Consider the following 21,797-nt stretch of genomic DNA (forward strand, 5'->3'; position numbering starts at 1 on the left):
AATACAGTGAAGGGTCCAATTTTATTTTTGGGAGTGGGTGGAAGTGGGATGTCAAGTCTTGCTCATATGAGTATCGACTTAAAAATCCCTGTCATTGGTTATGATAAAAAAAGTTCGGAAGCTACAAATTTTTTAAAGGAACGAGGCATTACACTCTATCATTTGATCGAGGAGATTCCGTTAGAGGGAATCCAGATGGTAGTGTATAGTTCTGCCATCAATGACAAACACAAAGAGGTGTTTAGTCGCATCAAAGATTTGGGCATTCCTTTAAAACATAGATCGGAGTTTATGCATCTACTGGTGTCCAATCAGAAATCCATTTCTGTTGCGGGCAGTCATGGAAAAACTTCCACAACTACCATGGTCTCTCAAATTTTAACCGAGATGGGTTTTGATCCTACCATAATGATTGGTGGTGATACGAGTTTGTTAGACAAACGAGGTGGAAAAATTGGATTTGGAAGTTTCGCAGTGTATGAATCGGATGAGTCCGATGGAACTTTTCTCAAACACAAAGCAAATTACCGACTTCTAACAAATATTGATAATGACCACCTAGACTATTACAAAACACGAAACAATTTAGAAGATGCGTTTTTCGAATACATGGGGTTTCATTCACCAGGGGAAACCGTTTTATTTGTAGGAGATGAAGGCATCCAATCGGTTTTACAATCCAAATACAAAGAGTTTTCGTTTCATAAAGACTTTCATCTGAATCTCCTTGTCACAGAGGAAATTTTGGAAAAAAAATGGTTTAGCACCTTACAAAACAAATGGGAAACTCAAATCACAACGATTCTCTATAAAATCAGAAATGATGTATTGGAATTTACCATTAACGGGAAAACATATCCATTACAATTACCATACCCTGGTGTTCATTACCTGACAAATGGCCTTGTGGCTGTTATTTGTGCGTATCGACTTGGGATTCCACCAGAAGAGGCAACAAAGATTTTATCTCGTTATATTGGAGTCAAACGACGCCAAGAAATTTTGGGAACGTGGCAAGAAACCACTGTTATTGATGATTATGGACACCATCCAACAGAAATTAAGATGGTCATCCAATCCTTAAAACAGAAAAACAAAGGAAAGGGAAATCTCCATGTGATTTTCCAACCACATCGTTATACACGAACCCAACTGCTATTAGAAGATCTCGCGAAATCACTGTTAGATGCAGATTCTCTCTATTTATTACCGATTTATTCCGCAGGCGAAACTCAAATTCCTGGCATATCTTCTACGAGTTTTTTGCCATTTTTAAATGCAACTGTGACAACTCTTTTAGACGGAAATCTAAATTCCAATTTAGAAACCATTAAACCCCATTTGAGACCAGGAGATATTCTTTTGTGTTTAGGGGCAGGCAATGTGAGAGATTGGGGTGTTGCGTTAGTTTCTGAAAACAAAAAATCAAATTAAAAACTTACAGTTCATGGAAGAGGGGATTTACTTCTTCTAAATTACCTTTAAAATTCATATGACCCATTTTTCTGCCCTGTTTTGCTTCTTCTTTGGCATATAAGTGAAGGTGGTATCTGTCATCTTTTAATAATTCGTTTGCGATTGTTAGGCTTTCCTCATAAGAATTACCCAATATATTCTTCATCAATGTAGGTTTTGGCCTAACATCTGTTGGGGGAAGTTTGCCAACAATTGCCTGAACATGTAAATAAAACTGTGAAAAACTTTGGCAATCTTGTGTGTAATGTCCCGTATTATGAGGTCTTGGAGCAAACTCATTCAGATACAAATGATTGTCTAAAAGAAAAAACTCAACTCCTAAAGTCCCAACATAATGCAAAGATTCTGCTAATTTGGAAGCCATCTCGATTGCCTCTAAATTGAGAGCCACTGGAATTCTCGCAGGGAAAATCGAAAGATCCAAAATATGATCTTTGTGTTCATTTTCCACGGCACCATAACACACAATGTCTCCGTTTTGAAAACGAGTGAGGATGATACTAATTTCCTTTTGGAAAGGAATGACTTCTTCGATTAAGTATTCAGATGCATCAGACAGAAAAGCTGTATTTAAAAATTCTTTGTATTCTTCTTCGGTTCTAATTTTCACTTGGCCTTTCCCATCATACCCAAATCGAAGGGTTTTGATGATCCAAGGAAAAGGAATGGCGACAGCAATGTTTGCCGTATCTCGCGTTAGGTGAAAAAAATTAGCTGTGCGAAATCCTAATTTTCGAAAATGAGATTTTTCTAAAAAGCGGTCCTGGGCAATGATGAGTGCCTTGGGAGGTGGAAATACAGACACATTTTTTTGATTTGATAGAAAATCTAACGTTTGTTTGGGGATATTTTCAAATTCAAAACTGAGAACATCCACCTCATTTATAAATTTCTCAATTTGGTCTAGAGATTCATAAGAGGACGTGGTTGCCTTGGCTCCCACTTTTTCAGCGGGTGAGTTTTTCTCAGGAGAATAACAATAAAAGCCATAACCTAAAGGAACCGCTTCTAAACACATCATTTGGCCAAGTTGGCCCGATCCCAAAACTCCAATTTTCATTTGGAATCCAAAAGCAATTGGTCATTTTTAGAGAGTGCGGTTACTAAATTGGAATGTGCATACTCTTCTAATTTTTTAGATAAATTCGGATCCATTAAGGATAAAATACGAACTGCAAGTAATCCTGCATTGGCAGCACCACTCGTACCGATGGCTAAGGTTCCCACGGGAACTCCTTTTGGCATTTGAACGATGGAAAGTAAACTATCCATTCCATTTAATGCTTTGGAAAGAACTGGAACACCTAATACTGGCAATGTGGTGAGAGATGCCGTCATTCCAGGAAGGTGTGCGGCTCCGCCCGCTCCCGCAATAATCACCCCAAATCCATTGTCTTTTGCCTGTTTGGCAAATTCAAACATTCGTTCCGGGGAACGATGTGCAGATACAATTTCTTTTTCAAAAGGAATACCGAATTCTGTCAAGATTTCACATGATTCTTTCATGGTCTCCCAATCAGAATAAGAGCCCATAATCACGGCTACTTTTGGTACTAGGTTTGTCATACGTAGAATCTAAAAAAGCCTCTCTGCCTTTCAACCTTTAAAAGATTCGAGTTCTGCTACGATTTCTTCCATTTTCATGGAACGAGAACCCTTTACTAAAATCACAGTATTTTTAGGAATTTCCTTTTGGATGAAGTGTATGAGATCTTGTTTGTTCGTAAAAAGTTTAGCATGGTTTACTTGCTTTACCATGGGTTTTGTATCTTCGCCTAACCCTAACAAGATTCCTTTTCCAATTTTTTTCAATTCTTTCCCGATGCGCTCATGGTAAAATTTAGAAAATTTCCCCAATTCTTTCATGGTTCCAAGAACCCAAACAATATTTTTTCCATCAGCAAATTGCAAACAAGCATCGATACTGGACGACATCGATTCCGGGTTTGCATTATAACAATCATCGATAATCGTATAAAATCCTTTTTTGATATTCAATCGTTTGTTTGGACTTTTATAAGAACGAATCGTATTTCGGATTTGCCCGTCTGGAATGCCAAAGTAAGATCCGACTGCTACCATACCTCTCACATTACTGAGTAATTTCTGTCCTGGAATTTTCCATTGGATGGATTCCTTTTTCCAATCTAAAACAAATCCATTTTGATTGATTTGATTCACTTTTAGATCTGGATTTTTGGTATGTTTCCAGATGATGAGATTTTGTTTAATTTGTTTGGTTCTAATTTTGGCACGGTTTAAAAAATCCAAATCATCAGGTACAAACAGTACTCCGTCAGGTCGTAATCCTGTGATGATATCTATTTTTTCTTCTGCAATGTTTTCTCTGGATTTTAAATTTTCGATATGGGCAGAACCAATATTGGTAATGAGTGCATGAGTGGGTTCGGCAATTCTCGAGAGTCTTTCGATTTCGCCGCGGTGGTTCATACCCATCTCACAAATCACAACTCGAGTGAATTCTGTGATCCGAAAGAGTGTGAACGGTAAACCAATTTCGTTATTATAATTTTTCTCCGTAACCACTAGGCTTTTTGGTTCTAAAAAGGAAAACAATCCACCTAACAAATCTTTTGTAGTTGTTTTTCCAGAAGAACCTGTGATGGCAAGAATCACGGGACAAAATCGATTTCTATGAAAATTGGCAAGGGTTCCTAGAGAACGGAGTGTATCTTTGACAAAGATTGCTTTTTCTATTTCAGAGGAAGATAAGGATTTGAGAATTGGGTGGTTTTTCTCACATAAAAATCCAGTGGCACCGTTTCGTAAGGCATCGACAATGAACTCATGACCATCTCTATCTCCACGGAGAGGAACAAAGAGGGTGTTTTTTTTGATTTCCCGAGACGAGGTAGAAATCCATTGGAATTTTGGATTCTTTGGATTTCCCCAATCTGGTTTCAAGGAAAACAAACTTAGAAGAGTTGACAGGGAATATTCAAATGGTGCGATCATAGCTTCTAAGCCAGAATTTCGAAAGAAAGATAGATTTTAAAGAAAAACTTACATGAAACCACCCAAAATCAAAGTGATTCTCATCGGGTTAGGAAGGATCGCCTCAAAATTAGAAAAGGATCCATACCGTAAAAAACCCTGCACACATATGGGAGTCCTTGCATCGGCTTTTGGGAAAAAAAATTTTCAGTTTATCAGTGGTTTTGATACCAGTTCCCAAGTTTGTGATGAGTTTCGTGCCACATGGAATACGAATGTTTGCATTTTGCCAGAGAAATTAACAAATGAGTTTCGATTTCCGAAAGCAGATCTTGCAATCATTGCGACCCCGAGTACTTCCCATGTAAGATTAGCAAAAAAATGTATCGATTCCGAAATTCCAAACATCCTCATCGAAAAACCAGTTGCGATGCATGTAAAGGATGCGAAGTCCATAGAAACGATGGCTAAAAAAAAGGGAACCAATCTTTGGATCAACCATGAAAGACGATACCATCCCAGTTACTTGTTTGTCAAAAATGAACTAACAAAAGGGAATTTTGGCGTTTTAAAATCCATTCGTGCCTCCGTATTTACTTCAGCAAAAAATCCAGGCATCGCATTCTCTAAATTTGGTGGAGGACCCTTATTACATGATGGAACCCATGCTGTAGACCTCATCCATTGGATTGTGGGAAAACCAAAACTCATTCATTCCGTTTTAGATAGACCCAAAAAGGGAATCGTAGAAACAAGAGCCTACGCTTGTTTTCAAACAGAGAACCAAGTGGAAATCACCTTAGATGTATCAGGTGGACGTGATTATTTTCAGTTTGAATTGGATCTCCATACAAGCTCTCATCGTATCATTTGTTCGAATGATGGATTTCGTTTTTACCGATCCGTTCCCTCTCGTTTGTATCAAGGGTTTCATAGTTTGCAAGAGTATACTCCAAAAGGTTTCCCCAAACCTGAATTGTCGAATGCCTTTCTTGGAATTTATACCGAAATTGTGAATGTGATCCAAAAGAAACAGATCTATAAAGAAGCCACCATCGCTGACAATGTAAAAATCTTAGAAACAATTGAATCTATCTATAGGAAATCGAAATGAAATCCAAACAAAACCGTTCGATTTCCATTTATTCTTTTGTTCTGAAAACCTATTTTCAATATTTGATTTTATCAAAAATTTCAAAACGAGTTCTCTCCAAAGAAAGGTTTGATACAAAAAGAGTGAGTTTTCTCAAACAAAAGGGGATTGAGACCAAACATCTTTTTTTCCAGTTAGGTGGAGTTTACATCAAAATTGGACAATTTTTAAGCAATTTATTTCATATCCTACCAGAAGAATACCTTTGGGAATTACAAGACTTACAAGATAAAATTCCACCTAGGGATTTTTATTCCATCGATGCTAGATGGCAAATGGATTATGGAAAATCCATGAATCAAATTTTTACATCCTTGGACACGAACTCCTATGCCAGTGCTTCCACTGCTCAAGTGCATATCGGTTATTACCAAGAGAAAAAAGTGGCGATCAAAACCCTATACCCAGGCATCGAAGAAACTGCAAAGTCTGATCTTGGAACCATTTCCAAAGTGATTTGGTTTGTGGATCGATTTGTTGTTCGTGTCTCAGGCAAAGAAGTAGTAGACCAATTACAATCCATGATCCATGCCGAGTTGGATTTACGAACGGAGTTAAAAAATCTAAAAATTCTCAAACAGATGTTTGCACTTGAAAAAGATTTTTATATTCCAAATCCCGTGGAAGAACTTTGTAATCGCCACACACTGGTCACTGAGTTTGTAGAAGGGAAAAAAATTTACGAACTGGATTTAGATTTAGCACCGACTAAACGTAGCCTTCATTTAGAAAAATTAATCCGTGCTTATATCCTAATGATTTTTGAGTATCGATTCTTTCATGCAGATCCTCACCCTGGGAATTTGATTTTTATGGAAACAGGTGAACTTTGTTTGATCGATTTTGGAGCTGTTCAATCGATTTCAGAAGAAGAAACTCAAATTTTAGAACGAATTTTAGTTGGTTCCATGCGTAAGGACTACCACCTTGTTTCCGAATCACTTATGGCACTCGGTGCTGTGACGGATTCCTTATCCAAAGAAGAATTAACTCAAATCGTAAAATACTCCCTTGAAAAATTAAATCGAATATTAGCCGATACCAATCACTTTCGAAATTTGAGTTTTGATACTTTAAAACCTGGAGAGGACTTACGTTTTTTAAAAGAAATCCAAGTGAGTTTAAAACGTCTGTTATCGAGTTTAAAGTTGCCACCCAATTTCTTAAGTTTACACCGAGTGCTTGCCTTACTGTTAGGAAATTCATCGTATTTGGACCCAACACGTTCTATGATTGAATATGCAGAAAAACCGTTTTCCCAAATTGTATTGAAGGGAAGTTCACTCAAACGACTTTGGAAGGATGAAGGGGAAGAATTTTTAACCAGTTTATTTTCCTTACCAAAAGAATTGAATGAGTTTCTCTACAAATGGAATCGGGGCGAATTGACAAAACCCGACCAGTTAAAATCGGAAGAACTTCGATTAAGAGAAATTCTCACCTTTGGGTTCCTCGGATCATTATTTTTCTTTTTTGGAATGTATTATGCGGAAAAATCCTGGAAAGAACCAAGCATTATATTTTATATACTATCAGGACTTAGTTTTTGGTCTCTAGCCAAATCGAGTCTAAGTTATTGGAAACAAAAATAAACGGAATTAACTCAAAAATACCCCTTTTTATGAAATTACCAAACACACCCTTTTTCTCAGTATTTAAGCCTGGTTATTTGGCATTTGTTGCATTTGGTCTTTTTTTAGACTTACTCACTAAATACATCATCATCATCAAAATGTATCGTCATGAAAGTATCCCCGTTCTCGGTGAATTTTTTAGACTTTCATTAACATTTAACACTGGATTTGTTTTTGGTTTATTCCAAGACAACGCATTACCATCTTTATTTGCCACTGGGTTTGCGATCGTATTTTTGATTTTTTACCGATGGCAAAATTCTGATTTAGGGAATGTTTGGGGATGGAATTTTGTGATGGCAGGTGCTTTCGGAAATTTTATCGATAAGTTTTTTGTTAAAATCCCTGGCAGTGGTTTTCGATTCGGTTTCACTCCTGAAAAACCAGGAATCGAATTTATCGGTGTCGTTGACTTTTTAGACTTTGAATGGCCAGACTTCTTACTTTTTGACAGATGGCCTGCGTTTAATGTGGCAGACTCTTGTGTTTCGATTGGAATCGTCATTTTACTCTTTACCATGGACTGGAAAGAGATGGATAAAAAATAAAACCTAAAAATTGAATTTAAGGAACTGTTAGACGAATTTAGAAAAACAGTTCCTTATAACAAATAACTCCGCATCACATTGACAGAGAGAGTTTTGAAAACATCTTTGTCTTCTTCCACTTTTCCCACTTTCCAATTGATCCCAGAAGGGGATGCATACAAACTACGAGCAGCAATTCCATCCGATGGTCCACAAACTCGAATCAGGTGGATATTCTTCGTTTTAGCCAAGGACTCGTAAAAACTTAAGTCTTCCTCATAAGTTCGTTCACTTCTTATGGAATCCAAATGGAAAATGATTTCAATATTCTCTTTTTTGAATTCTTCCCAGATGGACTCGTTTTTTAAATCCTCTCCAAGTAAGATTCCAAATCGGAGTCCCCCCATAATGAAAATCGATTCCGTTTTACCTGGTTTAGTTCCAAGATCTATTTTTTCATTTGGTGTTTTTTTCTCATAAAAGTCTACAAGGACTAACGACTGTACGATGGGAAGAGCGGAAACTAAATTTCCGTCTTCATTTTTACGATAGTGGCTACCACCGAGGATCACACCTGTAAATTTTTCGGAAATTTCTAAGAGATGGTCTTGGTATTCCTTTTCATGTTTTGCCGCATCGGAAGGAGAAACACTTTGGAAGAAATGAGGATATCCTTCTGGTAAAAGTAAAAAATGGGCCTTACTTTGTTGGATCTTCGAAATTTCGTCAGGTGTGAATCGTTTGTGTAAATTCTTTTGGTAAATTGCGATTTTGATGACTGCCATTAAAAGGGATTTCCTGTCGGTAATATGTCATCGTCGGAAAGATCCTCTAAACTGTCATTTGTTTGCTCAGTTGGAGTTTCCTCTTTGGAAAGAGATTCTTCCGTAGTTGGATTTTTCCCTTCCAATTCTGCCTTTGGCTCACCCTCGAGTTCGGAAGCATCTGGAGAATCGGATTCCTTGGCAACTTCCATGTCCACACCGAACGAAGATTTCATTTGTTCTGGCGTTAATTCCACAAGCCCACCAAATAAATCACCAGTTTCGATCCTATCATGAAGGGCGAGTAAGTAACAATAGGCTTCCATGATACATTGTTTGACCGGTTTTTTGTTCAGTCGCTTTCGCGACTCCATGGAATCCAAAGTCAATACATCATTCATGTTCGCGACGATTTCTTTTTTTCCCTTCATATCTTTGATGAGGACGAGAAGGGCATCTCTTGATTTTAAACTAAACTCTTTGATTGCTAAACGAACGGTGCGCGACTGGCCTGTGCGTTTCTGTTCGATTCCTGTGAGTTTTTTGGAAGCTTCGATGTAATTCACACCAGGATTTGCTTTGTGTTTTTCTAATTCCCTTAGGATATCATGGTAAATGCGAAATTGGTCTATGATGGTTCGTGTACTTTCATAGATATCCAACATCTTTTGTCTATAATCCACTTTGACCCCATTTAAGGAACCAGGTTTGATATCGATTTTTTTCGTTGTCATAACAAACGAATACTCATCATCAAATTCATAAAAATAAAAAAGAGACAAAAGAGCTTTGTCTGCATCGGGAATGTTTATATATTCATTTTTTGGATCAAATTTTTTCCGTAATTTCGGAATGGAATACATTTGCATCAATCGTAATCCATACGCTTGTTCTTTGGACAAAGGAACTTCTTCTTCCTTTTTTTCCTCTTCTTTGGCAGCGTTTTCCGCATCCCTTTCTTCTTTGGTTTCTACTTGTTTACCACCAGGAACATTTTCACCAGATTTTCGTTGTCCTGGTTTGTCTTCTGGTGTGATGCCCAAAAGAGTTTCCATATAACGAGAAATGAGTGGGATGTTTTTATTTTCCGCACGGATCACAACCAAATACAAACGATCAAAGAAACCATCGAACAAGGTATCAATTTCTTGTAATACCTTTCGTTTTTTATTGGCATAAATGAGTGAAGGTTTTCCCTCTAACTTCTGTAATTCGTCGTAAGCTTGCGTAAAAGATTTTTTTAATGTTTCTTGATAAGGATAAAGGATGTACATCCTTTTAAATAAAGAATATATTTGATTCCGAACTCGTTCAATCGCTACTGGGGACTCAGGAGCAGTCATAATTGGTTCTGTAATGTCGGTTAATTCTGGTCCGTTGTATAATCTTTGACCCATCGCCAAAAGTTCCACGAGTAGAGGATTGATGCGATCAAGTGTCTTACTGAGTTGAGGTGAATACTGTTGGTTGGCGAGTAATTCATTTCCACTGTATTGCAATTCGATGAGAGCTTGTTTGGCACGAATGGAAAAGTCATGCATAAACTTGGGTGTGAGGTCACTCGAACCAAATGGGGTAACTCGTGCTAACCAACATTTCAGTTTGATGGAAAAGCGAGCGGAAAAACTACTGATTTCTTTTTCGAATTGGGCTTTGGAATCTAGTTGGGATTTGTTGGCATTGGCATCTTCTTTGGAAGGACTCCTTCCTTGGGAAGAACTTCCACCACCACGACTACCGGAACGACCTTCGTCACTCCCACGGGAAACAGAACCCTGTCTCACCTTAGGTTCAGGTCGACTTTTTTTGTTGTCATCTTCTTTGGCAGGTGTTTTTTCTTTGATGACTTCACCACCAGCGCTTTTAAACTTATTGAACATATCCTTTCGTTGAGAATCGTCCAGTTTTCCTACGCCAATCGCTCGTTTGGTATTATCGAAATCGCCCATATATTTATTATCGTTCCAATTTCTTAATATGGGAACCCAATTTCTTTCAAAAAGCAATTTTTAGTAGATTCCCCCGTTTTTCGAAAAAGATTGGAGTCCAAAAGGTAAAGACATGGCAGATTACATCCTATCAGAAGACTTAAAAGAAGCAGTACAAGTGGCTGAGATCACAAAGCGCCCACTTCTTTTGAAGGGAGAACCAGGCACTGGGAAAACCCTTTTGGCAAGTTTCCTCGCAGAGTCCAAAAAACTCACCTTTTACCGATGGCATATCAAATCCACAAGCCTTGCCAAAGAAGGATTGTACTTTTATGATGCTGTTTCCCGATTGAATGATTCCCGTTTTCCAGAAGAAGAAGCGATGAACCGAGTCAGAGATGTCAAAAATTACATTCGGTTAGGTGCTCTCGGGGAAGCCTTTTTAGACCCGAAGAAATCAGTGGTTCTCATTGATGAAATTGACAAAGCGGACATTGAGTTTCCAAACGACCTTTTACTCGAATTGGACAAAATGGAATTTTTTATTCCTGAAACCAAGGAACACATTGTAGCCAAAGAACGACCGATCGTCATCATCACATCCAATAATGAAAAAGAATTGCCTGATGCTTTTTTAAGAAGATGTATTTTTCATTACATTGAGTTTCCGAAACGAGAGTCCATGAAGGAAATCATCAAAGCCCATTATCCATCGATTGAAACTGAATTTATGGAAAAGGCACTTGCGATGTTTTATTCCATCCGCAAAATCGAGAGCCTCCGAAAAAAACCGTCTACGAGTGAGTTATTAGATTGGATCCAAGTGTTACTGGTCTCAGGGGAACGTTTGGAATCGAGTAAAATCCCTTTTGCAGGAACTTTATTCAAATCAGAAGAAGATTACCGAGTGTATTTAAACTAATATGTTTTTGGATTTTTTCTACAATCTGCGAAAGGAAACGGTTCCCTGTTCTACAGGCGAACTCATCGCATTTTTAGAAACCATCCGTAAACTGACGGATCCAACTGGTTACATCAATCTAGACCAATTGTATCGTGTGGGTAGACTTAATTTTGCCAAAGACTTAAAACACTACGACGCGTATGACTTGGCGTTTGGGAAAACATTTGGAAGTTGGAAGGAAGAAAGAATTCAATTCCGAGAAATTCTTCTGGAATGGTTAGAAGAGAATATTCAGAAAGATCTCTCCGACGAACAAAAAAACAAAGCACCTAACATGAGTATGGAAGAGGTGATTGAGGAATTAAAAAAACGCCTCGCCGAACAAAAAGAACGCCATGACGGTGGTAGCAAATGGGTAGGAACTTCGGGAACAAGTCCGTTTGGAAATTCAGGGTTCAATCCAAATGGACTCTCCATCGGAGGCAATACAGAAGGAGAGGGCAATCGGTCAGGCGTCAGCCTCTGGAATGAACGAAAATACAAAGCCTACCGAGAAGATGAAATTTTAGATACTAGATCCATCCAACTGGCTTTAAAGGAGTTGCGGTTTCTCAAAAAAGAAGGCAAACGGGAACTCCATGTAGACAAAACCATTGATAAAACTTGTGAGAATGGAGGCGAAATAGAACTTGTCGAAGAAAGAGAACGTAAAAATTCCCTTAGGCTAGTTCTCATCATGGACATCGGCGGCAGTATGACTCCTCATTCCGACCGAGTGAGCCAGCTATTCAGTGCTAGTCGGGGTTTGTATCATTTTAAGGAAGTACACCATTATTATTTTCATAATATCTTCCATGAATACCTGTACGAAAATCACGAATTTCAATCTAGAATCTCTCTGAAACATTTTGAAGAAAAATTCCGTAAAAATACAAAACTGATTTTTGTTGGGGATGCTTATATGGCTCCCTACGAACTATTGGGAACTCCATATAATTTGTATGCCTATCATTCCCAATCCAAAGAAGAAAAAGAGAAAAAAGCCAAAAGTGGATTGGAATGCCTCAAAGAACTTGTAGGTTATTTTCCAGATTCTATTTGGTTAAACCCAGAGCCAAAACGATTTTGGGGAGCTCCCACAATCGAAGCCATTGAAGACGTTGTATCAATGTTTCCTCTGACCATTGAAGGCCTTCGAAAAGCGGTCAAACACCTGGTTTAAAGCTTTAAATCCTTAGTTTTGATTCATTTTCTGATTTTAATTTGTCGTTAATAGAAGTAAATGTCCATTCAAATCTCCATCCCCAGTCTGGTCATTTTTCTCATCAATCTTCTCACCTTAGCGTTTTATTATTCCTTTTACCGTTTTCATTTTTATCGATTTACAGAAGGATTTTTACAATACACAGCACTTGCTTTTTCCTTATTTAGCGCAGGGATAGCCATAGGAATCCAAGCTTTGTTTTTGCATTTGGTTCCGAATGCAGATGTCCTTTGGAATTCCTTTTTTCTCTCCTCGTTTGTCGAAGAGTTTTCAAAACTACTGGGGATCTATTTGTTTTTTAGTAAAAACCAAGATGAATTCACTGTGACTGACGGGATTTTTTATGGCCTTGTCCTCGGAGGTGGGTTTGGTCTTTTAGAAAACATTTTGTATTTCATCAATACTGGACTTTGGTCGCAAGTACTTCGCTCCATCACCGCACTTCCGATTCATATGATGAATGGTGGACTCGTGGGTGCTTTTACCATGATGTTTCTCTTCCATAAAAATCCTGTGTTCAAATGGGGAAATTTGTCCATCGGATTTTCTCTCTGTGTTTTCATCCACGGTCTTTATAACCTTTCCTTATTCCAAGAAATTGACCTGCTTGTGATTTTACCCATTTGTATTCTCACACTTTTTTTTATGTTAGAGGTCACCATTGCCAAATCTAGGATTTTAGTTCCAGGCCAGATCTTAAAACTCATGGATATGAGTATGGAAGAGTATGAAATTTTGAGTCGGCACAACCGACATGAAGGTTGGATTCAAAACGTTCAAAAACATATCTCCACATCGGGAATCAGGTTGTTCCAATACCCTAACTTACGTCATACGATTTTAACCATCTTTTTTCTAATCCCAGGTATTTTATCCATTTATCTTTTGTATGATTCACCTGATTGGATTTCCCATAAGTTTCCCGACCTTGTGAAGCAAGATTATTTTGCCTTATTTGTCATGTATCCAATAGTACTTGCTCTAATGTTCTTTTTTGCTGGGATTCTCAACCCATATTTCTTTCGAGACCGAATGCTTGCCGTTCCCTTATTTAGTTCAGTGGATATGCAGGTAGGTGACAAAGAGGAAAATTCCGCAATCTTTCATATCACAGTAAATTTGTTTTATTTACCGACTTCCCAAAGTTACGATAAAAATACGAAAGCAACATTTGATTTATGGATAGGACTCACTTGTTTTTCCGGGTTAGGTGGAAAAATCCTATGGAGTCGGGAAAATGAAGAAGGAAATTGTGGGGTGATGTGCCAACTTGATTCCATTCCCTTTTTGTTTTTAATGAAGTGGAACTTATTACGACTGAAACAAAATTTAAAAAATCTTTTTTTACGAAAAGTCCAAGTATAAGACGATTTTGTTTTTCTAAAATGAAGTTTCAAAACTAAACCCATAATGAAGCGAATCATTGGGATTTGTTTGTGTTTTGGCGCTAAGAAATGGGTTCACATTGTTTTTGAAGTCTAACAAAGGTTTTAGATAGACAGCTTGTGAGTTTTCTTTATTGGAATCTCTCTGTCCTAAATAAAAACTATCTATAAAACTATAAGTCAAAATAGAAGCAAATACAGCAGCATAGATCGTAAACCTTTGTCTATGAAAATCATAACGATCATTTCCCAAGGTATTGGAAACTAAAAACACACGACCATCACCAGTAGGGATGTATTCCAGATCTTGGTTGATGGCTTTTACGGACATATTGTACTCATATGCCATTCCAAGTCCTGAAACAAGGGCAGTGGTAAACAAAAATGCGGCTTTCCCATATCGTTTTTCGGAAATCGAGGTATAACCAGGAATCACCTTAGGTGTTTCTTCTTTGATCACTTTTACAATGATGGATTTGTTTTGGTATTCGTAAGACTGAAATTCCAAGAGATCTGCTGTTTCTAATTTTTTATCCTCGGTTTCAAAAGTCATACGACCTCTGTCCAAAGATTTATAAAGTCCAAAAATTTCTTTGTTTTTAAAAGTCCACTTTCCTTTGGTTCCGATTTGGATGTAACGATCCACGGGAGAACCAGATTCTGCCGTCACTTTCATGGTAGCGATTTTTTTGATCGGAATGGTTTCGAGTTCCAAGGGACTACTTTTTTTGGAGAAACTAGCATTTGTTTTTGTCAGTCGAGTGAGGATTAAATCGCAGTCTTCCACACCAAAGGTTTTGTAATCTGCACAGGTCGGAAGGCCATCATATCCCACATCAATTCCAAGAACATCCTCGTTCAGGAATTTATACTTTTTTCCTTGGTCGATCCATTCCACATGGGTGGGGGTCACATTTTGCACTTTTCCATTCAGTACTTCCCCCGATTTCAATCGGATTTTATCCGCAGAGAGGGAAGAGACCAGAACTAGGATTCCCAAAAGGAAAACTCTCTGCCCTAACTTACGAATCAATGCTATGTGGATCTTTAAAACCAATGGAAATTCTCAAATTTGTGATAGATTTCTATCACTTAATTATCGACAATACTAGTAATTGCCGTGAACAAAAGCAAAACCAAAACGACGAATTCCTTACGCTTTAAGATTGGACTCTTTTATTCCCTTTTAGCCTTTTTAAATATCATCTTTTTTACGGTGATGATTTTTGAAAACCAATCCGACCTGCTTTTGAAAAACTTCCAATTCCAATCGGAAAATTTGGCAAACACGATCCTCACTGACATCCAAACCATAGGGCTCACTGGCAAGCGTGATGAAAGTTTTGAAGTGTTCCGTAAGACTTTAAAACTCTATGAAATCACAAAATTCACTTTTTTTGATCCAGAAGGAAAAATCATTCAAACGGAACCGGAATCTGAACTTTCCAAAATCTCCATTCCGGAATCAGTTCTCAAAAAAACCAAAGAAGTTTCTTCTGACAAAGAAGGGAATTTATTCAAAGCAAGATATAGTTTGGATTTAAATGAATCTGACTTTACTGTGAACTTTTTATTACCCATTCGATTGTCCGATGATAGAGAAGTTTTTTTATTTACCCATTTTAATATCTCACCCATCCAAGATAGATTAAAACAACTGTACATCCAGGTAGGTTATGCCGTCATCTGGGGAGTTGTATTCCATATCATTTTTGCAATTTTGGTGTATCGTGCGATCTTTAAAAGAGTGGGAGCATTGGAAGTTGCATCCAAAGACATGGCAACGGGAAACTTGGAAGCAAGGGTCACTTGGGATTTCAAAAGTAATGATGAACTCGATAGTTTAGGAAACTCCTTTAACCTTATGGCGGAAGAGATCCACAACAAAGTAACAACAATTACACGACTCAATCAAGAAATCAATCAAGAACTTCAAATTGGCAAAGAAGTCCAAGAACTCTTTTTACCTTCCGTTAAAAAATTTAAGAAATTCAATATCGGGAAATTGTACAGACCTATGCGGGAAGTTTCTGGAGATTTATATCAATACTTCCACGTTCCAGAACAAAATTTTTATGGATTCTTTCTCGCTGATGCCTCAGGTCATGGTGTTTCCGCAGCCCTTGTAACAGTAGTTATGGCAATGTCTTTACAATCCATCATGAAAGAAAACCCAGCACCCATTCATGCAATCAATTCTTTGGGAGAAGTGATCGCAAACCGATTACAAGCTTCCTTTTTTGCAACAGGTGTATTTGTTGTTTTTGATGAACCTGGTGTGGTTAAGTTTGTGAATGCTGGACACAATGCACCTTTTATCATCCGACCATCCACAAAGGAAGTGCGTTTCATCGATAGTTCAGGTCCACCTCTTGGTATGGGCGATGACATCCAATATTCTTTGGAATCCTTTCCTGTTGAACCTGGTGATAAAATTATTCTTTATACGGATGGAGTTGTGGAAACTCCCATCAAAGAAGGTGGGTTGTTTGGGTTAGAACGGTTTACCGAAATCGTTTTAGAAAACATCCATTTGACCAATGCAGAAATTGTTGAAAAAGCAATGGCTATGTTGGATGAAAAACATGACGAGTATAAGGATGATGTCACTATGTTAGTCCTTGATGTACCAGAATGAAAAAGTTTTTCTTTTTCTCCTTATTTGGAATTCTATTCTTATTTTTTGCCATGGCCTCTGATGCCATAGTCAGTGTTAAACTCCAAGAATTACGATTTGGTATTCTCAGAGACCAACTTATGAATTATGAACTTTCTTCGCAGACCTTGCGAGAACGTTTAAAACAAATGTTTTTATCGAAAGATGATTACATGACGGAAGTCAAAGTGAATATCTTAGAATCGGGAATCATGAACTCCGAAACGGAAGGTATGGATTTAAAAATGGGTTGGAAGGATCGATTTGGTCTTTTTGTGATCAATTCTGTACGTTTTCTCAATTTTAAATCTCCACTGGAACTAGAAGAACAACAAAAAACAATCATTCGTTTGCAGTTTGCCTTTTATATGGAGCGAACTAGGAAATATCCAATCGCTGCTAAAAAATACCAAGAATTGGAAGAATCCATTACTTCTTCTTTATCTGATGAGATGGCCTTTACTTTGTTACACCATGGTTATTGCCTTGTGATGATGGGGGAAAGGGAAAAAGCGTTTGTGAAACTGAATAAAGCAATTGATCTTTTTCCTGGTTCTCATTATTCAGAAAATGCAGCTCTTCTCATCAGTTTCTTAGAAGATGGGGAAAAGAAAAAAGAAGAATTAAAATCGAAAAAGAAATCACCAGAAGAGTTAGCATATTCTCTTTTCCAAAGTGGTGACTACGAAGAAACTCTACGAACTTTAGAAAGTTTACCAACTCTCTCAAATGACCAATCTTATATCAAAGCAAGATCAATGGAAGAACTCGGAAAAACTTCCAACGCTGTAAAAGAATACATCCAACTCGTCAAACAAAAGGAAAATAAAGAAGTAGCCATTCGTGCGAACAGACGGCTCCTGCTCATCGGAAATTTTTACCAAGAAAATAAATCCCTCGTTGCCTTCTCTAAAGAGGAAGCAAATAAACTAGGGGATGCCAAAGCTGCTGAAAATATCGAAGAAGGGAAAACCTTAGTTCTAAAACCAGTGATCATTGAAAAAATTCTGAAAACAGAATCCACTGGAAACCTTTCCGTAGAAGAAACCAAAGAATTAAACCAAATCAAAGATGAAATCAAACTATCGTTAGAGGATTCCAAAGAAGAAACTAAAAATTTAGCAGCAGTTGTCTCTGAAGAAAAAATTCCTCTGGTTTCGGAAACCACAGTGGCTACAGATACAAAACTAGAAACACAAACCAAACGCCCTGTCACAGAAAAACAAGAGTCCAATGTTCCCATCAAATTGAAAGTGAAACTGAGAGATGGAAGGGAAGTTATTTGTGATGAAGTTCAAATTGAAGGAAAACTTGCCAATCTCAAACTAGGTAGTTTCGGACTGAATGTGCCTTATGATCTAATTGTTTCTGTGCGATCCACAAATCCTAAAAAAGGAAAAATCAAATTGGGAACGGGTAGTGGAGTGATGGGTGAATCGAACCAGTGGAACCAAAACCAAACAGGAGACTGGATTTATGGACAAGGGGGAGAAAGTCCCGTAACAAGAGCCGAAGTCAAATTCTTTCGGCTCTAACAGGAAGGGGTTTAAGGAAGTTCGGCTTCGCTCCCTAAAATGGTGAAAAACTTATCTAAACTGGAAAGTTTTAAAATCACCATCACATCTTGGCTCACATTCAATAGAAAAAACTGACCTTCTTCCGATTTGAGTTTCTTTTGCAAATTAGCAAGTAAGGCAATTCCAGAAGAATCCAATAATTTAATATTGATCATATCGATTGCTACTGATTCAGCTCCATCATCAATGATTTTATGAAGCTCTTTTTTGAGTGCGGGTGCAGAATAAATGTCGAGGGATCCCTCTAAGGTAACAACTGTATGATTTTTAACTTGTTTTGTTGTGAAATTCATTGAACTTCCTACTGGCACGTATACTATCCGTTTTTCATCTAATTTTGTAAAGAATTTTTGTAGAAACTCATTGTTTGTGAGGGAGAAGAAAGAGTTTACTAGAAAAAACCCTAGTTTTGCAGTTTTTTTAAGACCAAAGTGATCGCCTGGTTAAAACCATCATACCCACCTTTATCATACTCACTTAAATCTTTGTATTCTAAGTCATTCATATCGAGCAGGAGTTTCCGCAACTCGTGTTCTAAGTATTCCTTTCGGATATAACTTGTTTCAAAAACCTTGGGATGCACTGACCCATTGGACGAAATTTAAGAGAAAATTTGAATCTTTTTTCGGTTGAGATTTCTAGTTTTTTGCATACACTTACCTGGGGAACAAAGCCGGTTCGGCATTCATAATGGCAAGTCCAATCAGTGTTTTAATATTAGAAAACGACTCAAACAGCGTTTTTGATTTAGTGCGGGAAATGAAGGCAAATGGCCTAAGTCCTTTGTATCGTGTGGTGGAATCATCTGCCAATTTTGAAGCAACCGTTTTAGAGGAGGATTGGGATGCCATTATCTGTAGCACACGTGCTCCGTTTCAATCGGAGATCTCATTCTTCTTAAAATTTCTGAACGAAAAAAAAATCGACATTCCAGTCATCTTACTCAGTGAACCAGAAGACTTTCATAAAAATCTTTTGTACATGAAATCTGGTGTGAATGATATCATTGATCGAAAAACACTTTTACGTTTAACGGAAGTTTTAGAACGAGAAAGAAGGGAACTTGTTTACCGAAAAGAAAAAAATACCACTGAAACGTTTTTGTACCAATCACTCAAAGAGATTCAGTTACAAAAGTTTGCATTAGACCAAGCAAATAAAGTTTCGATTACCGATGCAAATGGGATCATCACCTATGTCAATGATGCCTTTGCCAAAATCACTGGTTATGAAAGTTTTGAACTTCTAGGACATAACCATAGAATTTTAAAAAGCCAAAACAAGTCCAAAGAGGATTGGGCTAAAATATGGGAATCCATCCACAAAGGGAAAGTTTGGCGGGGAGAAATTCTAAACACAAAAAAAGATGGAAGTCTTTTTTGGGTGGATACAACCATTGTTCCTTTTATTGGGACTGATGGATCAGTATTTCAATACATAGCGATTCATCATGATATCACCGACCAGAAATTAGCGGAAGAGCAACTCACTCACGATGCTTTTTATGATAACCTCACGGGTTTACCCAATCGAGCCCTGTATCTTGCCCGGATTGAACAAAAAATCTTCACTTACAATATCCAAAAAGATGGATATCCAATTGTTTTTTGTATCAATATAGACAATTTTAAGCGGATCAATCACTCTCTCGGAAACGAATCTGGCGATAAAATATTAATTATTTTTTCAGAACGTTTAAAACAGTTTTCGGATAAAGATGCCATTATCACTCGGTTAGGTGCTGACAATTTTTCCATTTTACTCAATCATCTTTTGTCGATTGAAGAAGCGGTGGATTATGCGTATCGGTTGTTTGAATTTTTAGGAGACCCAATCCCTCTAGGTGGTTATGAAATTTATTTAACGGCTTCTTATGGGATTTCGGCTTTTGGTTTAGGGGGAAAAGAAGCCGATGTATTACTTCGGAATGCAGAAATTGCCATGTTCCATGCGAAATCACAAAAAGTAGGAACAGTGGCAGTGTTTAACCAAGCCATGCAGGAAAAAATCCACTTCCAGTTGGAAATCCAAAATGATTTAAAAAAAGCATTAATTCACAATGAAATCTCTGTGTTTTTCCAACCCATTTTGGATCTAAAGTCGAATCAGATTGGGCACTGGGAAGCACTCGTAAGGTGGCGCCATCCACAAAGGGGAATGGTTTCCCCTGCCGAATTTATCCCATTGGCAGAAGACTCAGGTCTCATTGTTCCCATCACTCGTTTTGTTTTGGAACAAACTGCTAATGTGATCGAAGAAGTCCAAATCAAAAAAGGATATCCGATCTCCATTGCCGTAAACTTAAGCCCACAAGTATTTTATGACCAAAATATTTTCCATTGGATTGTCGATTTACACAAAAGAAGAGGGATACCGTATTCTTCCTTACAAGTAGAGATCACAGAAAGTTTAGCGATGAAAAATCTATCCGATACCGTGCCAATTCTTTCCAATTTAATTGATATTGGTGTGAAAGTGGCTTTGGATGATTTTGGAACTGGATTTTCTTCTTTGTCCTATTTGGAAAAATTACCTCTTTCCATTCTCAAAATTGATAAGTCTTTTTTAAACAATGTCCACGTAGGAAACAAAGAAAGTTTTTTACTGATTTCAATTATAAACATGGCACATGACTTAGGTTATACGGTTGTTGCGGAAGGTGTGGAAGAATTAGAACAATTGGAACTATTACAATCCTACCAATGTGATGAAATCCAAGGATATTGGTTATCCAAACCAGTTCCATTTCCAGAAATTATACCATTTTTAGATCAATTTTACAAAAAGGAAACCTCATGATTCGAAGTTTAATCTTCCTCATCACAATCACTTTCATTACGCATTGTAGCACTTCCCCAACGGGTCGAAAACAAATCATTCTCGTCAAAGACGACCAAATGAATGAAATGGGAAACGAAGCCTTTGCGGATATGAAATCAAAAACACCCATTGATCCAAGATCCAATACCAATGCTTATGTGAAATGTATTGTGGAATCTCAACTGCAAGTGACAACGGATACAACTGGTGTTACCAATTGGGAAGTAGTTGTCTTTAAAGATAATACTCCCAATGCCTTTGCTTTACCTGGCGGAAAAATCGGAGTTTATACGGGAATGTTTTCCGTTGCAAAAAACAAAGATCAGTTAGCTGCTGTGATTGGACATGAAATTGGGCATGTGATTGCACGCCATGGAAATGAACGTGTTTCTCAAAACCAACTTGCTTCTGGATCGATGAAAGTATTGGAAACTATGGGAAAACCTACAGTAGCAGGTGCCCTCGGTATGGGTGCAAAGTTCGGAGTACTTTTGCCTTTTTCCAGAAAACATGAATCGGAAGCAGATCTCATTGGTTTGGAAATTATGGCAAAGTCTGGGTTTGATCCGAGAGAAAGTGTTAATCTTTGGAAGAATATGAGTGCTATGAGTTCTGGAAAACCAAACGAACTTTTATCAACGCATCCTTCTGATGAAACGAGGATGAAACAACTAAATGAAGCAATGCCAAAAGCAATGGCATTGTATGAAACTGCTTTGCAGTCTGGCAAAAAACCAAACTGCCAATTATAAAC

At 37.7% G+C, this 21,797-nt stretch carries 19 protein-coding genes; 11 read left to right on the forward strand and 8 right to left on the reverse strand.

Translation table 11 applies throughout. From position 1 onward, the window contains the following. Window positions 1–6 precede the first annotated feature (6 nt). Window positions 7–1,434: a UDP-N-acetylmuramate--L-alanine ligase gene (gene murC / locus EHQ59_RS05350; RefSeq protein WP_135618175.1), complete on the forward strand. Its 1,428-nt coding sequence runs from the start codon at window positions 7–9 to the stop codon at window positions 1,432–1,434. Between the two features lie 4 nt (window positions 1,435–1,438). On the opposite strand, the gene EHQ59_RS05355 is transcribed toward murC, so the two are convergent. The 3 genes from EHQ59_RS05355 to EHQ59_RS05365 are packed head-to-tail and all read right to left on the reverse strand — an operon-like array spanning window position 1,439 to window position 4,452. Continuing rightward, window positions 1,439–2,536 carry a 5-(carboxyamino)imidazole ribonucleotide synthase gene (locus tag EHQ59_RS05355; RefSeq protein WP_135618177.1) on the reverse strand — a complete coding sequence of 366 codons (1,098 nt, stop codon included), beginning with the start codon at window positions 2,534–2,536 and terminating at the stop codon, window positions 1,439–1,441. Beyond that, window positions 2,533–3,042 carry a 5-(carboxyamino)imidazole ribonucleotide mutase gene (gene purE / locus EHQ59_RS05360; RefSeq protein WP_135618179.1) on the reverse strand — a complete coding sequence of 170 codons (510 nt, stop codon included), beginning with the start codon at window positions 3,040–3,042 and terminating at the stop codon, window positions 2,533–2,535. Before purE ends, EHQ59_RS05355 begins: the two co-directional genes overlap by 4 nt. A 30-nt stretch (window positions 3,043–3,072) precedes the next feature. Further along, window positions 3,073–4,452 carry a UDP-N-acetylmuramoyl-tripeptide--D-alanyl-D-alanine ligase gene (locus EHQ59_RS05365; RefSeq protein ID WP_135618181.1) on the reverse strand — a complete coding sequence of 460 codons (1,380 nt, stop codon included), beginning with the start codon at window positions 4,450–4,452 and terminating at the stop codon, window positions 3,073–3,075. A 52-nt stretch (window positions 4,453–4,504) separates the two neighbouring features. Between EHQ59_RS05365 and EHQ59_RS05370 the strand changes: the two genes are divergently transcribed. The 3 genes from EHQ59_RS05370 to EHQ59_RS05380 are packed head-to-tail and all read left to right on the forward strand — an operon-like array spanning window position 4,505 to window position 7,766. Then, window positions 4,505–5,545: a Gfo/Idh/MocA family protein gene (locus EHQ59_RS05370; protein ID WP_135618183.1), complete on the forward strand. Its 1,041-nt coding sequence runs from the start codon at window positions 4,505–4,507 to the stop codon at window positions 5,543–5,545. Then, window positions 5,542–7,176: an ABC1 kinase family protein gene (locus EHQ59_RS05375; RefSeq protein WP_135618185.1), complete on the forward strand. Its 1,635-nt coding sequence runs from the start codon at window positions 5,542–5,544 to the stop codon at window positions 7,174–7,176. The genes EHQ59_RS05370 and EHQ59_RS05375 overlap by 4 nt, the downstream gene beginning before the upstream one ends. Before the next feature lie 29 nt (window positions 7,177–7,205). Continuing rightward, the gene (locus tag EHQ59_RS05380) at window positions 7,206–7,766 is read left to right on the forward strand and encodes a lipoprotein signal peptidase (RefSeq protein WP_135618187.1); all 561 of its coding nucleotides are present in this window, start codon (window positions 7,206–7,208) and stop codon (window positions 7,764–7,766) included. A 53-nt stretch (window positions 7,767–7,819) separates the two neighbouring features. Here the strand turns inward: EHQ59_RS05380 and EHQ59_RS05385 are convergent, their stop codons facing one another. Both EHQ59_RS05385 and EHQ59_RS05390 read right to left on the reverse strand, forming a co-directional pair. Beyond that, the gene (locus tag EHQ59_RS05385) at window positions 7,820–8,530 is read right to left on the reverse strand and encodes a carbon-nitrogen hydrolase family protein (RefSeq protein WP_135618189.1); all 711 of its coding nucleotides are present in this window, start codon (window positions 8,528–8,530) and stop codon (window positions 7,820–7,822) included. Beyond that, window positions 8,530–10,458: a hypothetical protein gene (locus EHQ59_RS05390; protein WP_135618191.1), complete on the reverse strand. Its 1,929-nt coding sequence runs from the start codon at window positions 10,456–10,458 to the stop codon at window positions 8,530–8,532. Before EHQ59_RS05390 ends, EHQ59_RS05385 begins: the two co-directional genes overlap by 1 nt. A 112-nt stretch (window positions 10,459–10,570) precedes the next feature. Between EHQ59_RS05390 and EHQ59_RS05395 the strand changes: the two genes are divergently transcribed. The 3 genes from EHQ59_RS05395 to EHQ59_RS05405 are packed head-to-tail and all read left to right on the forward strand — an operon-like array spanning window position 10,571 to window position 13,970. After that, on the forward strand, window positions 10,571–11,359 hold the full coding sequence (locus tag EHQ59_RS05395; RefSeq protein WP_135618192.1) for an AAA family ATPase: 789 nt from the start codon (window positions 10,571–10,573) through the stop codon (window positions 11,357–11,359). Between the two features lies 1 nt (window position 11,360). Beyond that, complete coding sequence (locus EHQ59_RS05400; protein WP_135618194.1) at window positions 11,361–12,563, forward strand: vWA domain-containing protein; 1,203 nt, start codon at window positions 11,361–11,363, stop codon at window positions 12,561–12,563. Between the two features lie 60 nt (window positions 12,564–12,623). After that, window positions 12,624–13,970: a PrsW family glutamic-type intramembrane protease gene (locus EHQ59_RS05405; protein WP_135618195.1), complete on the forward strand. Its 1,347-nt coding sequence runs from the start codon at window positions 12,624–12,626 to the stop codon at window positions 13,968–13,970. Window positions 13,971–13,985: 15 nt separating this feature from the next. Here the strand turns inward: EHQ59_RS05405 and EHQ59_RS05410 are convergent, their stop codons facing one another. Continuing rightward, entirely contained in the window at window positions 13,986–15,047 is a 1,062-nt protein-coding gene (locus EHQ59_RS05410) for an LB_137 family protein (RefSeq protein ID WP_135618197.1), read from the reverse strand. A 63-nt stretch (window positions 15,048–15,110) separates the two neighbouring features. Between EHQ59_RS05410 and EHQ59_RS05415 the strand changes: the two genes are divergently transcribed. Together EHQ59_RS05415 and EHQ59_RS05420 are read left to right on the forward strand one after the other, a co-directional pair. Continuing rightward, window positions 15,111–16,628: a PP2C family protein-serine/threonine phosphatase gene (locus EHQ59_RS05415; protein WP_135618199.1), complete on the forward strand. Its 1,518-nt coding sequence runs from the start codon at window positions 15,111–15,113 to the stop codon at window positions 16,626–16,628. Beyond that, complete coding sequence (locus EHQ59_RS05420; protein ID WP_135618201.1) at window positions 16,625–18,181, forward strand: tetratricopeptide repeat protein; 1,557 nt, start codon at window positions 16,625–16,627, stop codon at window positions 18,179–18,181. The genes EHQ59_RS05415 and EHQ59_RS05420 overlap by 4 nt, the downstream gene beginning before the upstream one ends. Before the next feature lie 11 nt (window positions 18,182–18,192). On the opposite strand, the gene EHQ59_RS05425 is transcribed toward EHQ59_RS05420, so the two are convergent. Then, window positions 18,193–18,516 carry an STAS domain-containing protein gene (locus tag EHQ59_RS05425; RefSeq protein WP_135618203.1) on the reverse strand — a complete coding sequence of 108 codons (324 nt, stop codon included), beginning with the start codon at window positions 18,514–18,516 and terminating at the stop codon, window positions 18,193–18,195. Window positions 18,517–18,626: 110 nt separating this feature from the next. After that, a complete protein-coding gene (locus EHQ59_RS05430) occupies window positions 18,627–18,806 on the reverse strand; it encodes a hypothetical protein (protein ID WP_135618204.1) in 180 nt (59 codons plus the stop codon). 107 nt (window positions 18,807–18,913) lie between these two features. On the opposite strand from EHQ59_RS05430, the gene EHQ59_RS05435 reads away from it, so the two are divergent. Then, entirely contained in the window at window positions 18,914–21,022 is a 2,109-nt protein-coding gene (locus EHQ59_RS05435) for a GGDEF domain-containing phosphodiesterase (protein WP_135618206.1), read from the forward strand. After that, window positions 21,019–21,795, forward strand: a complete 777-nt coding sequence (locus tag EHQ59_RS05440; RefSeq protein ID WP_135618208.1) for a M48 family metallopeptidase — start codon at window positions 21,019–21,021, stop codon at window positions 21,793–21,795. Before EHQ59_RS05435 ends, EHQ59_RS05440 begins: the two co-directional genes overlap by 4 nt. Window positions 21,796–21,797 lie beyond the last annotated feature (2 nt).

The sequence above is a fragment of the Leptospira kemamanensis genome (assembly GCF_004769665.1).
Lineage (GTDB): Bacteria > Spirochaetota > Leptospiria > Leptospirales > Leptospiraceae > Leptospira_A > Leptospira_A kemamanensis.